We start from the raw sequence: 14,664 nt of genomic DNA, 5'->3' as shown, positions 1-14,664 counted from the left end.
CCGCCCTACTGGAGAATCAACATGAAAATCCGAGCCCAAATCGGCATGGTGCTCAACCTCGACAAGTGTATCGGCTGCCACACCTGTTCGGTGACCTGCAAGAACGTGTGGACCAGCCGCGACGGCGTCGAGTACGCCTGGTTCAACAACGTCGAAACCAAGCCCGGCGTCGGCTATCCCAAAGAGTGGGAAAACCAGGACAAGTGGAAGGGTGGTTGGGTGCGCCGTTCCGACGGCAAGCTGGAACCGCGCCAGGGCAGCCGGCTGAAGATCCTGTCCAACATCTTCGCCAACCCCAACCTGCCGTCCATCGACGAGTACTACGAGCCGTTCACCTACGACTACGAGCACCTGCAGAACGCGCCGGAAATGATCACCCCTCCGACCGCGCGCCCGGTGTCGGTGGTGACCGGCAAGAAGATGGACAAGATCGAATGGGGGCCGAACTGGGAAGACGACCTCGGCGGCGAATTCAGCAAGCGCTCCAAGGACGCGCTGTTCGAAGGCATCCAGAAGGAAATGTACTCGGCCTTCGAGAACACCTTCATGATGTACCTGCCGCGCCTGTGCGAACACTGCCTCAACCCGGCCTGCGTCGCCTCCTGCCCGTCCGGCTCCATCTACAAGCGTGAAGACGACGGCATCGTGCTGATCGACCAGGACAAGTGCCGCGGCTGGCGCATGTGCGTGTCGGGCTGCCCGTACAAGAAGATCTACTACAACTGGACCACCGGCAAGGCTGAGAAGTGCATCTTCTGCTACCCGCGTATCGAAGCCGGTCAGCCGACCGTGTGCTCCGAGACCTGCGTCGGCCGTATCCGTTACCTCGGCGTGCTGCTGTACGACGCCGACAAGATCGAAGCCGCCGCCAGCGTGGAAGACCCGAAGAGCCTGTACGAGGCGCAGTTGGGCGTGTTCCTCGACCCGAACGCGCCGGAGATCATCGCCGAAGCCAAGAAGCAGGGCATCCCGGATGCCTGGCTGACCGCCGCGCAGAAGTCGCCGGTGTACAAGATGGCGATGGAGTGGAAGGTTGCCTTCCCGCTGCATCCGGAATACCGCACGCTGCCGATGGTGTGGTACATCCCGCCGCTGTCGCCGATCCAGTCCGCGCTGGAAAACGGCCTGATCGGCGAGAACGGTATCATCCCGGACGTCAAGGACCTGCGCATCCCGATCCGCTACCTCGCCAACCTGCTCACCGCAGGTAAGGAAGAGCCGGTGGTCAAGGCGCTGGAAACCATGGTCGCCATGCGCCGCTACATGCGCAAGAAGAGCGTGGACAAGGTCAGCGACGCCGCCACCCTGAAGGGCACGCATCTCAAGCCGCTGCAGGTGGAAGAGATGTACCGCGTGATGGCCATCGCCAACTACGAAGACCGCTTCGTGATCCCGACCACCCACAAGGAAATGGTCGAGAACACCTTCGACGACAAGGCCAGCTGCGGCTTCAGCTTCGGCAACGGCTGCTCCAGCGGTGCGACCGAACACAGCCTGTTCGGCAAGAAGAAGGCCACGCCGATCGTGTTCCACGACCTGCGTCGCGACCGCAAGGCCAACGCCAGCCAGTGAAGGAGAGCATGATGAAACACTTCAAGGCGCTGTCGGCGCTGCTGAGCTACCCCGAGCCGGAACTGCTCGAAGCCTTGCCGGAGATTCGGACGCTGTTGGCTGACGCCGGGCTGGAGCCGCAGGTGGCTCCGCTCCTGGCCGAGCTGGAAGCGGGCGAGCTGATCGCGCTGCAGGAGAACTACGTGCTGGTGTTCGACCGGAACCCGTCGCACTCGCTGCATCTGTTCGAGCACATTCACGGCGAGGACAGGGCGCGTGGCCAGGCCATGGTCGACCTGATGGAGGAGTACAAGGCCCACGGCTTCGAGATGATGACCAGCGAACTGCCGGATTATCTGCCGCTGTTCCTGGAGTTCCTGTCTCAGACCGATGCCGAGGAAGCGGGCAGACTGTTGTCCGACGCCGTGCACGTGGTGGCCCACGTTGCAGGCCGCCTGCGCGAGCACAACAGCGTTTACGCCGGCGTGCTCGATGCGGTGGTGTGGCTGTCCCCGGTAGCGCCGGAGCCGCTCACGGTGCCGCCGGTGCGCGACATGGACGAGGCGCTGGAAACCTTCGGTCCCGGCGTGGACGGCATCGAGCCTTTGCTCAAGCCGACGCTGCGTCCCGAGATCGCTCCGGTCAACTTCTACCCGCAACGGCCGCGTGCCTGATTATCACCTGCCGCTTTCGGCCGGCCGACAAGGTTGGCCGAAGCGGAATGGAGGAAAGTCATGAATACCTTGCATCAATTCCTGTTCGGGGTGTACCCGTACATCGCCCTGTCGATCTTCCTGCTGGGAAGTCTGGTGCGCTTCGACCGCGAGCAGTACAGCTGGAAGAGCGAGTCGAGCCAGCTGCTGCATCGCGGTAGCCTGCGCCTGGGCAACATCTTGTTCCACATCGGCATCATCGGCCTGTTCTTCGGCCACATGGTCGGTCTGCTGACTCCGGTGGCAGTGTGGGACGCGCTGGGCGTCGCCCACTCCTTCAAGCAGGTGTTCGCCATGACCGCTGGCGGCATCATGGGCACGCTGTGCCTGATCGGCGTGCTGATCCTGCTGCAACGCCGCTTCGGCAACGACCGCCTGGCCGCCAACAGCACCTGGCGCGACAAGCTGGTGATGGTGTGGATCCTGCTGACGCTGCTGTTGGGTCTGTCCACCATCTTCGTCTCCGCCGGTCATCTGGACGGCCACGAAATGGTCCTGCTGATGACTTGGGCGCAGCACATCATCACCCTGCGGGGCGACGCGGCCAGCTACATCGCCGGTGCCTCGATCGTGTTCAAGATGCACCTGTTCATGGGTATGAGCCTGTTCCTGATCTTCCCGTTCACCCGTCTGGTGCACGTGTGGAGCGGTTTCGCCGCCGTGGGCTATCTGGGTCGTGCCTGGCAGCTGGTGCGTCCGCGCGCCTGATTCCAATTCGCCTTAGAAACGATAACTTTGTCGGCGGCGTTACACGAACTGCGTGCGAATCTTCCGCGGGCCAATGATGGACTGGCCCGCGGTGATTCGCTCAGCGAGCACTTGCCGTACTAGTTGTACTGTCTGCGGCCCCGCTCACTTGCCTTCGCGTTCTCGTTTCCAATGCTTCTTGGAATACGCCGGCTCTGTTGTGGAAGTAACAAAAAAGCGCTGCCCGCGGGCAGCGCTTTTTCTATGCTGGGTGGCCCGTCAGCGCTGGCCCGCTTCCAGCGTCTCGACCATGGTCTCGTCCTCGACCGCCGGACGGCGTGGCGGCCAGAAGAAGTCCAGCGGCCGGTGCAGGAAGTGGCGCGCCACCGCCGGCAGCAGCGGCAGTGCGTCGCGCAGCGTCAGCTTGCGTGAACGCAACGCCACCCACAGTGCCAGGTTGAAGCTCACCAGCAGGTTGAGCAGCCCGATCAGGCCGATACCCAGCGCCGACCACGCCAGTGTCTGCCCACTGATGGCGTAGTCGAGCCCGACCGCCGCGAAGGCCAGGTTGGCCGAAGCGAAGGTAATGTGGCGGATGTCGATCGGCAGCCCCAGCAGCAGGCCGATGGTGCCGGTCAGCCCCAGGAACAGGCCGAAATAGAAGTTGCCGGCCAGCGCCCCCAGGTTGTGTTCCACGTACTGCGCCACGCGTCGCGTGCGCTGCTCGCCGATCAGGCGGTTGAGCCACGGCAGCGCGGCCAGCCGCTCCGGAATGCGCTGGTAGATCGCCAGGTTGTCGTAGTAGCCGGCGATCAGGCCCGCCAGGAACAGGTACACCCCGGCAATTGCGGCGTGAAACAGCGACAGGCTGGCCAGCGGGTCGATCTCGTGCAACAGGTGCTGCGCCTTGACCACACTCACCGCCTGGGAGCCGAACAGATGTTTCCAGCCCGCGGCGATCGCCCACGCCACCGGGAGCGCCATCACCACGTTGCCGACAATGGCGATGAACTGGGTGCGCAGCACGCTGACCACCAGTTCCGTCAACTCGCTCAACTGCGCCTTGCCGCCGTTCGGGGTGTGGATCGCAGCGGCCAGGCGGGCCGCGGTCATCGCCGGCTGCTTGGTGGCGACGGTGAAATGCAGCAGCTGGATCAGCATGAAGCCGAAGGCATAGTTCAGGCCGAAGGCCATCCCTTCCAGCAACAGGGGCAGGTGCGCCTGCGCCAGCGTCAGCTTGATCAGCGCCATGAAGCCCACCACCAACCCGGCGCCCATCGCCGCCTTGGCCATGCCCAGCCACTCGCTGCGGCTCTCGGCGATGTAGTGCTCGCCGCGCTGGCCGGCGTGTTCGGTCACCTGCAGCGCCAAGAGTTCGATGTTCGAGGTGAACAGGTCGGACAGCTTGTGGTGGCGGTTGTCGGCGCGTACCAGCTCGCCGAGGAACTGGAACAGCGTCGGGTCGGCCGCCGGGTCGTAGCCCGGGGTCAGCAGTGTCAATACCTGGCGCAGGCGGTGAATGTGCTGTTGCAGTCGCTGCAGGTGGTAGGTCAGGCTGACCGAAATGCCGTAGCGCGCGGCGTTCTTGCGGATGCGCAGCACGATGCCCTCGCACTGCTCCAGCAGCACCAGAATGTGTTTCTCGTCCTCGCCGGTCTCGCTGTCGTCGGTCGCGGCGTGGTGTTGGCTTTCGACGAAGCGGAACACCTCGGCGTTCAAGTGCAGGAAGGGCGATTCGAAGCGCTCGATGTCCGGGTGCACGCGCACCAGCTCCGGTTCCAGGCCGATCGCCACGATGCGCGAGGACAGCACCTGCACGGCTTCCAGCAGCTGCCAGCGGGTATGAGCGCGCGCCTCGGTGTCGGTTTCTTCCTCCCAGTGCAGCGCGCGCCACACGTCGCCGCACACTTCCTGCGGCAATTGCTGCACCCACTGGTAATCGCGCTTGTCACGGAACAGGCTGCTGAACACGTCTTTCAGGTAGTCCGGGTTCTGCGGCGGCGGCAGCAGCCTCTCGCCGATGCGCGTCTTCATCGACGAAAAGAAACCTGCGTTCGACAGGACGCCGACGTCGGTATAGAGCTGGATCTGGCGCGTGCTGCTCAGCTGTTGCAGCAGGCAGCGGCGCAGGTTGGCGCGGTAATCCGGCTGCTGCTCCAGTAGGTAGCTCAGCGCCCGCACGTTCTTGATTGCCTGGGCGCTGTCGGAAGGGTGGGCGGGTCGGACCAGGTCGATCAGACCGGCCAGCAACGAAGTCGGGGAGTGCGCCTGGCCATCGGCCAGCGCACGCAGCAAGGTATCCATAGGCAAGTTCTCCGGCCGGCAAGCGCCGGCGAGTGGATAGGATGGCCTAAGTTGGCCTGCTTGGAAGAGGGGCGGAAGCCCGGGGAAAGCCGTCGGCAATCGGGGACAGGTCCCGGCTCGGGCGCGTCCACGCACCAGAACAGGGCGGTCGCGCCCAGGGCATTGCCCTGGCGAGGGGCGGGTGTCCGTCCGTTTGCCCGCGGGTTGTCAGAACTCCATGCAAATCATGAAAGACCATGGCACGGCGCAATTAGTTCTTTCGGACGAGTGTGTCATGTCGTCGTAATCGTTACCATGCGCATGGGTGCTACCGCCCTCGGCCGCTGCTGTGCACCGCCTCGCCGACACGTTCCGGGGCCGCCGTTTCCTGTCGTTTTCCCCCCCCACGTGCCCACGATCACGAGTGTGGCAGCTGAGCATTCCATGACCATGTTGCAGGCGTATTGCGCATGGTGTGCTTATTGCTTGCTCACGAGTATTTAACTGGAGTCGATGTCGATGCTGTCCCGCCTTTCTCTTGCCGCCAAGCTGTTGCTGCTGCTGGTGCCCTTCGCCCTCGTGACGATCGGCCTGGCGTCAGTGATCTCCCTAGAACGCTGGCACGGAGTGCGGCAGCTGGAGCTGTCGCAACAGCAGGTGCAGATGGCGGGGCTGGCCAGCAGGCTGATCCATGCCCTGCAGGTGGAGCGCGGCTTGAGCAACGGCTACCTGCACGCCCAGGGAAGTGTACCGCCAGCGCTGAACGAGGCACGCGGCCAGACTGGCACGGCGTTCGCCGCCTTCAAGGCCGGCCTCGCCGAGCTCGACGCAGCGGGGCAGGGCAGTGCGCAGGTGGCCAGCATCGAGGCGCTGCTGCAACAGCGCCCGGCAGTCGACGCGCGCAGCGTGGCCGCACCGGCCCTGTTTGTGGCGTTTTCCGAGCGCATCGAGGCGCTGACCGGGCTGATCGCGCAACTGGCCAAGTCTGGTCAGGAGCCGGAAGCGTTGCGCGAGACGACGGTGCTGCTCAACGTCCTGTGCGAGAAGGAGTTTGCCGGACGCGAGCGTGGCTTCGTCAACGGTGTGCTGGTCCGGGGGATCTTCGATCAGGCCAGCATGAGCCAGTTTGATGCCCTCGCCGCCAAGCAGGAAGCGTGTGCCGCGCAGGCGCGCCAACTGGGGTCGGAGCGCTTCCTGCAGCAGGCCGACGCGCAGGCGCACAGCGCCGACGGGCAGGCCGTGCTGGCGCTGCGCCAGACGCTGCGCAGCCAGCCGCTCGGCGGGCCGGCCGGCGTGGCGCCGGAACGCTGGTTCGCCGATTCCACGCGCCGCATTACCGGTCTCAAAACCCTGCAGGACGGCCTGCTCGCCGACATGGCGACCCGCCTCGCCGCCGCCCGCGCCAGTGCCCGTAGCGACCTGGTGCTCACCATTGGCGGAACCGTGCTGGCGCTGCTGCTACTGGCGACGTTGGCGTTGTCGATCTACCGCGGTATCTGCAACCCGGTGCGGCGTCTGGAGCGCGTCATGACCGGGATGAGCCAGGATCTGGATCTGTCGGCGCGCGCCAAGGTTCCCGGCAGCGACGAAATGGCACGCATGGGCCAGGCGTTCGATCATCTGGTCGACGCCTTCGCGGCGACGCTGACGCAGGTCAAGCACAATGCCCACCAGCTGGTCGGCGCCTCCGATGCGTTGCAGGCGGTCTCCGTGCGGGCTGCGCGTGCCGCCGAGACCCAGACCGCGTCCTCCACCGAGATCGCCGCGGCGGTCGAGGAAATGGCCAGCGGCATCGCCATGGTCAAGGACAACACCCGCGAGTCGCAGCAGACCGTGTTCGTCATGCAAGACAGTCTGGACGCCGGCCGCGCCCGCATGGGGGAAACCACCGGGGTGATGCGCGACACCTCGTCGGCGCTGGGTCGGGCCGGCGAGTCGATCGGGCAGCTGCGCGAGAAGTCGCAGCACATCAGTGCCATCATCACGGCGATTCGCGACATCGCCGACCAGACCAATCTCCTGGCGCTCAACGCCGCCATCGAGGCGGCCCGTGCCGGCGAGACCGGCCGTGGTTTTGCCGTGGTGGCCGACGAAGTACGCAAACTGGCCGAACGCACCAGCCAGCAGACGTTGGAAATCACCACCCTGGTCGACGGTATCCGCCAGGAAACCTTTGCCGCCGCCGGGCTGATGGACTCCGCCCGCAGCCAGATGAACGTCGGGCTGGAGCGGGTCGGCCTCACCGTGGCCGATCTCGACGGCATCCACCGCCAGGCCAGCGATTCGGCGCTCAAGTGCGAGGAAACCGCCGCCGCCATGCAGCAGCAGACCGCCGCCAGCGCCGAAGTGGCGCAGAACATCGCGCGCATCGCCGCGTTGGCCGAAGACAACTCGACTATCGTGCACCAGGCGGCGGAGCTGGCCACCCAGCTCAACCAGACCGCCGGCGACCTGGTTACCATGGTCGACCGCTTCAAGCACGCCGGCTAGCCGCCGTCTCCCGGCCGTGCGCGTCTCCTTGCCTGGGGGGATGGCACGGCCTAGTTACTTCGGCATAGCCCGGGGTGGTCGTTTGTGGGAATGTGCGCGTCTTTTGCCTTCTATATACTGAACAATGAAGAGCTTAAGTTCGGGGAACATGCCCCGCCTGGAGTTGACATGCTGACCGACCGTTTCGGCCGTACCATCGAGTACCTGCGGCTCTCGGTGACCGACCGCTGTGATTTGCGCTGCACCTACTGTATTCCCAAGGGCTTCAAGGATTTCGAGGAGCCGGAAAACTGGCTCACGTTCGACGAGATCGAGCGCGTAGTCGCTGCCTTCGTGCGCCTGGGGACGCGGCGCGTCCGCCTGACCGGCGGCGAGCCGCTGCTGCGCCGCAATCTGCCGCAACTGGCGGCGCGGCTGTCCGCGCTCGACGGTCTCGACGACCTCTCGCTCACCACCAATGCCACGCAGCTTTCGCGTCATGCCGAAGCGCTGTTCCAGGGCGGCGTGAACCGCCTCAACATCAGCCTCGACTCGCTCAAGCGCGAATGCATGCATGAGATCACCGGTCGCGACAGTCTGCCGCAGATCATGGAAGGCCTGAAGGCCGCCAAGGCCGTCGGCTTTGCCCCGATCAAGATCAACATGGTGGCGATGAAGGACGTCAACGAATCCGAAATCGAAAGCATGGCGGCGTTCTGTATCGAGCAGGGGTTCGTGCTGCGCCTGATCGAAGCCATGCCGATGGGGGAAACCGGGCAGTCGGCGCACTACCTCGATTTGCAGCCGGTGCTGGACAACCTGCGCCGCACCTTCGACCTGGTGCCGCAGGCCGAAACGCTGGGCGGCGGCCCGGCCCGTTACTGGAAGACCCGCGACAACGCGTTCTCGCTCGGCGTCATCACGCCGATTTCGCAGCACTTCTGTGCCACCTGCAACCGCCTGCGCCTGTCGGTGGATGGCACGCTCTACATGTGCCTGGGGCAGGAAGAGCGTTTCGAGCTGCGCCCCCTGTTGCGCGCCGGCATCAGCGATGCCGGGCTGGAAGATGCCATCCGTGCCGCCATCGAGCTCAAGCCGGAAAAGCACGAGTTCCGCGAAAAGCCGACCAAGATCCTGCGCTTCATGTCGATGACCGGGGGGTGACGTGCGTTCGGTTGAACCCCTGCTGCAAGGATTCCGCCGTTTCCAGTCCCGCTACTTTGGCGAATTGGACCTCTTTGACGAATTGCGCCACGGCCAGCGCCCCAGCACGCTGGTGATCGGCTGCTGCGATTCGCGCGTGCACCCCGCCACCCTGACCGGTTCCGAACCGGGCGAGCTGTTCATCGTACGCAACGTCGCCAACCTGGTGCCGCCCTGCGACGAGACGCTGACGCACGCCAGTGTGGCGGCGGCACTCGAATTTGCGGTATTGTCGCTCAAGGTGGAGCGCATCATTGTGTTCGGACACGCCAGCTGTGGCGGCATCCGGGCGCTGATGCAGCGTTCTGCCGACGAGGCCAGCGCGCTGAAGCGCTGGCTGGATATCGCCGAGCCGGCACGGCGTTTCGTCGAGTCGAGCTACGCCGACGTGAGCGAGGAAGAGCGTCTGCGCCAATGCGAAAAGGCGGCGATTCTGGTTTCCATCAACAATCTGCTGTCCTACCCTTGGCTGCGCGAGCGCGTCGAACAGGGCTCGCTTCTGCTCGACGGGTGGTATTTCGACATCCATGAGGGTGCGCTGTGGGGGTTCGATCCGCAGCAGGACCGCTTCGTACCACTGGTGTGCCCGATTCAGAAGCCTGACCCATGACTCTCCCTCCCCCCGCCGACTTGTCCCGCCCGCTCGGATTTCGCCTGTCAGCCAAGATCATTGGTGCCCTCCTGGCGGTGCTGCTGATGGCGCTCAGCGCCATCGGGGCGACGCTGTGGCTGTCCTGGCAACTCGAAGGAGGCGCGGCCGCCATCAACGACGCCGGGAGCCTGCGCATGCGCGCCACCCGGCTGTCACTCGACGTGCAGCGCTTCCACGACGGCAAATTGCCGAGCGAAGTGGTGCAGGGCTCCATCGTCCGCTATGACCAGACCCTGGGGGTATTGCGCCGGGGGGATAGCGCCCGCCCCTTGCTGGTGCCGCGCACCGCGCAAATCCTGCTCGATTTCAAGAATGTTGCCGACCAGTGGAACGGACGCATCCGCCCCTTGGGGCAGGCCATTCTGGCAGCGGGCGGCGAGGCCAGCCCGCAGTCGATCGCGCGTTTCCAGTCCATGACCAGCGACTACGTCGACGTGATCAATCGTTTCGTCGCCGACATGGAGGCCTACAACGCGCGCAACACCGAATACCTGCGCTATTGCCAACTGATGTTGGCGGCCTTGGCCGTGGTGGGTACGGTCGCCCTGATCTACATGATGATGCTGCTGGTGCTCAATCCGCTCGACAAGCTGCATCAGGGTATCCAGCTCCTGGCCGAAGGCCAGCTCGACGTCTCGGTACCGGTCGAGTCCGACGATGAGTTCGCCCAGGTGAGCCAGGGCTTCAACTTGATGGCTCAACGTCTGGCCGAAGCCCGCGCCACGCTGGAAGAGCGGGTTCGCGCCAAGACCGCTTCGCTGCAGCAGAAGAACAAGGAACTGGCGCTGCTCTATGAGATTTCCGCTTTCCTGAACCAGCCTCAATCGCTGGAAGGCCTGTGCCAGGGTTTCCTGGCCAAGGTGATGGCGGCGTACCGCGCCGATGGCGGGGCGGTTCGCCTCACCGATCACGAGCAGGGCATCGTCTACGTGGTGGCGGATCAGGGCATGCCGGAGGCCCTGCTCAAGGAAGAGCATTGCATGCGCGTGGGCGACTGCCTGTGCGGTGAGGTGGCCGAAAACTCGTCCAGCCGGGTGGAGACGCTGAGTGTGGCGGACACCAAGAGCTGCAGCCGGGAAGGCTATCGCGTCATTTCCGCCTTCCCGATCACGGTGCAGGGGCGCTCCCTGGGCTTGTTCAACCTGCATTACCGTCAGTCCGTCATCATGACGCCGCAGCAGACCCGCCTGCTCGAGGTGCTGGGACAAAACCTGGCCGTGGCCATCGAGAACCAGCGCCTGTTCGCCAAGGAGCGCGAGTTGGCGGTGCTGGAAGAGCGCAACCTGGTGGCGCAGGGGCTGCACGACAGCATTGCCCAGGGCTTGTCCTTCCTGAACCTGCAGGCCCAGATGCTGCGCCAGGCGTTGCAACTGGGCGACAAGGAGTTGCTGGACGACACCGTCGGCCTGATCGAAACCGGCATCAAGGAAAGCTACGACGATGTGCGGGAACTGCTCAATAATTTCCGCTCCAAGCTCTCGGAGAGCCTGATGCAGGCCATCTCCACCGTGCTCGAGCGCTTCCGCCGCCAGACCGGCATCAAGGTGGAACTGCGCTCCGAGGGGCTGACGGTGCCGCTGATGCCGGAACAGCAGCTGCAGATACTGTTTATTCTCCAGGAGGTGCTGTCGAACGTGCGCAAGCACGCCCAGGCCACGCAGGTGGTGGTTCATCTCAAGGACGACGGGAGTGCGTTCGAGCTCGATATCAAGGACAATGGCGTCGGCTTCGCCATGGCGACGGTGGCGGGCAAAGCCGATACCCATTTCGGCTTGTCCATCATGAAGGAGCGTGCCGCGCGTGCCGGCGTGGCCCTGCGCATCTCCAGCCAGCCGGGTCGGGGCACTTCGGTGCACCTGCATCTGCCGCGGGCCCAGCGCAAGGCCGCCTGAGCCGAATATCGACTTTAACCAAGAGAGACTTATGCCTGATACCCCGATCCGCATCCTGTTGGTCGACGACCACACCCTGTTTCGCAGCGGCATCCGCATGCTGCTGTCGCGCCAGCCCGAACTGGCCGTCGTGGGCGAGGCCGCCGATGGGGCGGAAGGGGTGAAGCTGGCCAAGCAGCTGATGCCGGACGTGGTGCTGCTCGATCTGCACATGCCGGGTATCTCGGGTGTGGAAGCGCTGGGCTTGCTGTTGCAGGACAACCCGACGCTGGCGGTGGTGATGCTGACGGTGTCGGAAGACGCCGACGACCTGACCGCCGCGCTGAAGGCCGGCGCACGTGGTTATCTGCTGAAGAACATCGATGCCGACTTTCTCAAGCAGTCCATCATCAAGGCCGCCGCCGGCGAGTCGGTGATGAGCGAGGCCATGACCGCCAAGCTGATGGCGCATTTCCGTGCCGGTGCGCCGGCGCCGTCGCAACAGCAGCAGGAGCTGGAGAAGCTGACGCCACGCGAACGGGAGATTCTCGGTTTCCTGGCGCAAGGCCAGAGCAACAAGGAAATTGCGCGCACGCTCGACCTGGCCGAGAGCACGGTGAAAATCCACGTGCAGAACATCCTGAAAAAGCTGGGGCTATCGAGCCGGGTGCAGGCGGCGGTGTACGCGGTGGAGCACGGCGTGGCGCGGCGCAGCGAGTAGGTTGAGAAAGCATGAAACAAAAAAGGCGGCCTTGGCCGCTTTTTTGTTGTGGCGGCTGGAAGTGACGGCGCTGGAGCCGCCGGATGGGATCAGCACGCCCTCCGACCACCGTTGGCCAAGGCGGGCAATGTTCCCCTGCTGGGGTCAATCAGAAAATATCGTCACACCGTTCGGCGAGAAAGCGGGCATCGTCTCGGTCGTGCGCCCGTTGGCGAACTTTTTGCTGCCGGACTTTTTCCGCTTCACTGAGTTGAGGTTTGGCTACCGCGTAAAGAAAGCTCTCATGCTGGTCGCGGGCCTGTTTTCGTCGAACGCTTAGAGGGATACGAGAGATCATCCTGTCACCTCATCACTGCATTGCTGGCTTGTACACCAGAAGGCATTCGCTTTACAAAATGACCCTAATTACTTCTTTTGTAAAGCATAAACGGGCATCGGTTCCGGAAATGTTGCAGGAATGTCCTTGACGATCAGCTTGCCGCCGATACATTTCGATTTCATGTCAGGACGGAGGCCTTCGTATGCTGTTTTGATGGACGGAGGTGCCCAGGGCAGGGGGATAGTGACTTTTTAGAATATTGATCAAATTAGAAAATCTATTTGGTTATAACGCTAATCGGTTACTCTCTCATATCGTTTTCGAGAGCATCTGGGGGTCGTATGGAGTTGGGCTATGTCGTGGCCGGTCTTCTCGTTGGTTTTGTCGTCGGACTGACCGGCGTGGGCGGTGGCTCGCTGATGACTCCTATCCTGGTGTGGTTCGGCATTCCCCCGGCCACTGCGGTCGGTACCGATTTGCTGTACGCGGCCATTACCAAGGCCGGCGGCGTGATGATTCATCACCGTCAGCGCCATGTCGACTGGGGTATTACGACGCGCCTGGCGGCCGGCAGTCTGCCGGCGGCGTTGCTGACCCTGTTCGTGCTGTCCCGTATCGAACTGCCTACCGCCACCATCAATGCCGTGATCAAGGTGAGCCTGGGGGCGGCGCTGATCCTGACCGCGCTCGCCATCCTGTTCAAGCCGCTGCTGGTGAAGCTGGCGCATCGAATCAACCCGTCGCTGCTGGACGAGTCCCGCTCGCGCACCATGCCGACGGTGCTGATCGGCGTGATGCTGGGCGTGCTGGTGACGCTGAGTTCGATCGGCGCCGGTGCCTTGGGGACCTTGGCCCTGTTCCTGCTCTACCCGGCGCTGCCGACCACGCGCCTGGTGGGGACCGAGATTGCCCACGCCGTGCCGCTGACGCTGGTGGCGGGAATCGGCCACGCCAGTCTCGGCAACCTCGATTACGGCCTCTTGGTTAACCTGCTGATGGGGTCGCTGCCCGGCATCTGGATGGGCAGCCGCCTCACCAAGAAGATGGCGGAGCGCTGGATGCGTCCGGCGCTGGCGATCATGCTGGCTATCGTCGGGACCAAGCTAGTGTACTGATCGAGACACCGTCTTTTTCCAAGCCCGGGGCGCCGATAATATCGGCGCCCCGGGCTTTTGTACGTCTTGTGATACGAGAGCGGCGGGAGGCTGTGGCTGTCCACCAACAAAACCTCATCCATCAGCTCTGCTCTGTAGCCTGTCGATACTGCCGTGGCGTAAAGCCAGTCAGCGCCTTGAATTGCCGGCTGAATGCGCTGTGGTCGGTGTAACCGCACTGCAGTGCCACATCGGTAATCGGCATTTTGGTATGCAGCAAGCGATGTGCATGCTCCAGACGCGCCTTGTGGATCATTTGCCGCGGTGTGAGATGGAAAACCCGCTTGCAGTGCCGTTCCAATTGTGCGGCTGAAATACCGGCAATCCTCGTCAACTCACCCATGGTAATGGGGTGATTGAAATGAGCGCGAATGTATTCGTCCACGGCGGCAAGGTGCTGATAGGCGGGATGCGTGTTGCTAGCCGATTGCAGGTCGACCGATATGCCCATCAGCCCGATGATTTCGCCTTTGCGGTTGTACAACGGCCATTTATACGTCAGGCACCAACCCGGTTCACGGTTCTTGTAAAGATGCAGCTCTAGCTGGTTCTCAAGTACCAATCCCTGCTCCAGAACCCGCCGATCCTGCTCGGTATATCCAGGGCCCAGCTGCGCCGGAAAGACTTCAGCGCTGGTTTTACCCAGCAGGGGCTGCAGCTGTTTCTGGCCGCAGCGCTGCACGAGTGTGTGATTGGCACTGAGGTAGCGTGCCTCTACATCCTTGATGAATATCGCCGCATTCGGAATGACATCCAGTACAGGTAGCAACGGCGCCACTCCCGCCAGCCATTCCTCGATGGTTTCAGGGCGCCGTTGCTCATCGCCCTGGCACAACATGGCAAATGCGTTCGGTGTCATGACTTCCACTCCCCGGTATCTGTGCTCCCCCCTCCAGTACCTGCTTTAGGGGCAAAGCAAGCAGCTTGCAGCACGGCTTGCGTCATGTCGAGCCGCTTGTGAGGCTACCACGCCAGTCGTACACCGCCAAAACAAACTATGCCGATTTCGTCATCAAAGTTGAAGATAAGCATCAAGATTAT

General features: G+C 63.5%; 12 protein-coding genes. 10 read left to right on the top strand and 2 right to left on the bottom strand.

Annotated features, from left to right (window positions below; all coding sequences use genetic code 11):
• Positions 1 to 21 precede the first annotated feature (21 nt).
• The 3 genes from narH to narI are packed head-to-tail and all read left to right on the top strand — an operon-like array spanning position 22 to position 2,972.
• Entirely contained in the window at positions 22 to 1,572 is a 1,551-nt protein-coding gene (narH, locus tag B9N72_RS11290) for a nitrate reductase subunit beta (protein ID WP_085276501.1), read from the top strand.
• Between the two features lie 11 nt (positions 1,573 to 1,583).
• Positions 1,584 to 2,225: a nitrate reductase molybdenum cofactor assembly chaperone gene (gene narJ / locus B9N72_RS11285; RefSeq protein WP_085276500.1), complete on the top strand. Its 642-nt coding sequence runs from the start codon at positions 1,584 to 1,586 to the stop codon at positions 2,223 to 2,225.
• A gap of 60 nt (positions 2,226 to 2,285) precedes the next feature.
• Complete coding sequence (gene narI, locus B9N72_RS11280; protein ID WP_085276499.1) at positions 2,286 to 2,972, top strand: respiratory nitrate reductase subunit gamma; 687 nt, start codon at positions 2,286 to 2,288, stop codon at positions 2,970 to 2,972.
• Between the two features lie 258 nt (positions 2,973 to 3,230).
• On the opposite strand, the gene B9N72_RS11275 is transcribed toward narI, so the two are convergent.
• Positions 3,231 to 5,255 (bottom strand): site-specific recombinase, encoded by a 2,025-nt coding sequence (locus B9N72_RS11275; RefSeq protein ID WP_085276498.1) that lies wholly within the window; start codon positions 5,253 to 5,255, stop codon positions 3,231 to 3,233.
• Positions 5,256 to 5,753: 498 nt separating this feature from the next.
• Between B9N72_RS11275 and B9N72_RS11270 the strand changes: the two genes are divergently transcribed.
• From B9N72_RS11270 to B9N72_RS11240, 7 genes are all read left to right on the top strand, one after another.
• Positions 5,754 to 7,724: a methyl-accepting chemotaxis protein gene (locus B9N72_RS11270; protein ID WP_085276497.1), complete on the top strand. Its 1,971-nt coding sequence runs from the start codon at positions 5,754 to 5,756 to the stop codon at positions 7,722 to 7,724.
• Positions 7,725 to 7,892: 168 nt separating this feature from the next.
• Positions 7,893 to 8,867 carry a GTP 3',8-cyclase MoaA gene (gene moaA / locus B9N72_RS11265; RefSeq protein WP_085276496.1) on the top strand — a complete coding sequence of 325 codons (975 nt, stop codon included), beginning with the start codon at positions 7,893 to 7,895 and terminating at the stop codon, positions 8,865 to 8,867.
• 1 nt (position 8,868) lies between these two features.
• Positions 8,869 to 9,516, top strand: coding sequence for a carbonic anhydrase (locus B9N72_RS11260; protein ID WP_085276495.1), 648 nt, complete (start codon positions 8,869 to 8,871; stop codon positions 9,514 to 9,516).
• Positions 9,513 to 11,450, top strand: coding sequence for a type IV pili methyl-accepting chemotaxis transducer N-terminal domain-containing protein (locus B9N72_RS11255; RefSeq protein WP_085276494.1), 1,938 nt, complete (start codon positions 9,513 to 9,515; stop codon positions 11,448 to 11,450). Before B9N72_RS11260 ends, B9N72_RS11255 begins: the two co-directional genes overlap by 4 nt.
• 31 nt (positions 11,451 to 11,481) lie before the next feature.
• Positions 11,482 to 12,150, top strand: a complete 669-nt coding sequence (locus B9N72_RS11250; RefSeq protein WP_008952999.1) for a response regulator — start codon at positions 11,482 to 11,484, stop codon at positions 12,148 to 12,150.
• 1 nt (position 12,151) lies between these two features.
• Positions 12,152 to 12,469 carry a hypothetical protein gene (locus B9N72_RS11245; protein WP_085276493.1) on the top strand — a complete coding sequence of 106 codons (318 nt, stop codon included), beginning with the start codon at positions 12,152 to 12,154 and terminating at the stop codon, positions 12,467 to 12,469.
• A 359-nt stretch (positions 12,470 to 12,828) separates the two neighbouring features.
• Positions 12,829 to 13,584 (top strand): sulfite exporter TauE/SafE family protein, encoded by a 756-nt coding sequence (locus B9N72_RS11240; protein ID WP_234985955.1) that lies wholly within the window; start codon positions 12,829 to 12,831, stop codon positions 13,582 to 13,584.
• Positions 13,585 to 13,705: 121 nt separating this feature from the next.
• Here the strand turns inward: B9N72_RS11240 and B9N72_RS11235 are convergent, their stop codons facing one another.
• Positions 13,706 to 14,482: an AraC family transcriptional regulator gene (locus B9N72_RS11235; RefSeq protein WP_085276491.1), complete on the bottom strand. Its 777-nt coding sequence runs from the start codon at positions 14,480 to 14,482 to the stop codon at positions 13,706 to 13,708.
• Positions 14,483 to 14,664: the final 182 nt, after the last annotated feature.

It is taken from the genome of Pseudogulbenkiania subflava DSM 22618, from assembly GCF_900177275.1.
Taxonomy (GTDB): domain Bacteria; phylum Pseudomonadota; class Gammaproteobacteria; order Burkholderiales; family Chromobacteriaceae; genus Pseudogulbenkiania; species Pseudogulbenkiania subflava.
This window is presented reverse-complemented; position numbering and strand designations above follow the sequence as displayed.

What these genes read in the sequence shown, in the direction of transcription:
- B9N72_RS11270 (WP_085276497.1), top strand. Translation starts at nt 5,754, where the DNA reads ATGCTGTCCCGCCTTTCTCTTGCCGCCAAGCTGTTGCTGCTGCTGGTG.
- B9N72_RS11235 (WP_085276491.1), bottom strand. Translation starts at nt 14,482, where the DNA reads ATGACACCGAACGCATTTGCCATGTTGTGCCAGGGCGATGAGCAACGG.
- narH (WP_085276501.1), top strand. Translation starts at nt 22, where the DNA reads ATGAAAATCCGAGCCCAAATCGGCATGGTGCTCAACCTCGACAAGTGT.
- moaA (WP_085276496.1), top strand. Translation starts at nt 7,893, where the DNA reads ATGCTGACCGACCGTTTCGGCCGTACCATCGAGTACCTGCGGCTCTCG.
- narI (WP_085276499.1), top strand. Translation starts at nt 2,286, where the DNA reads ATGAATACCTTGCATCAATTCCTGTTCGGGGTGTACCCGTACATCGCC.
- B9N72_RS11255 (WP_085276494.1), top strand. Translation starts at nt 9,513, where the DNA reads ATGACTCTCCCTCCCCCCGCCGACTTGTCCCGCCCGCTCGGATTTCGC.
- B9N72_RS11275 (WP_085276498.1), bottom strand. Translation starts at nt 5,255, where the DNA reads ATGGATACCTTGCTGCGTGCGCTGGCCGATGGCCAGGCGCACTCCCCG.
- narJ (WP_085276500.1), top strand. Translation starts at nt 1,584, where the DNA reads ATGAAACACTTCAAGGCGCTGTCGGCGCTGCTGAGCTACCCCGAGCCG.
- B9N72_RS11250 (WP_008952999.1), top strand. Translation starts at nt 11,482, where the DNA reads ATGCCTGATACCCCGATCCGCATCCTGTTGGTCGACGACCACACCCTG.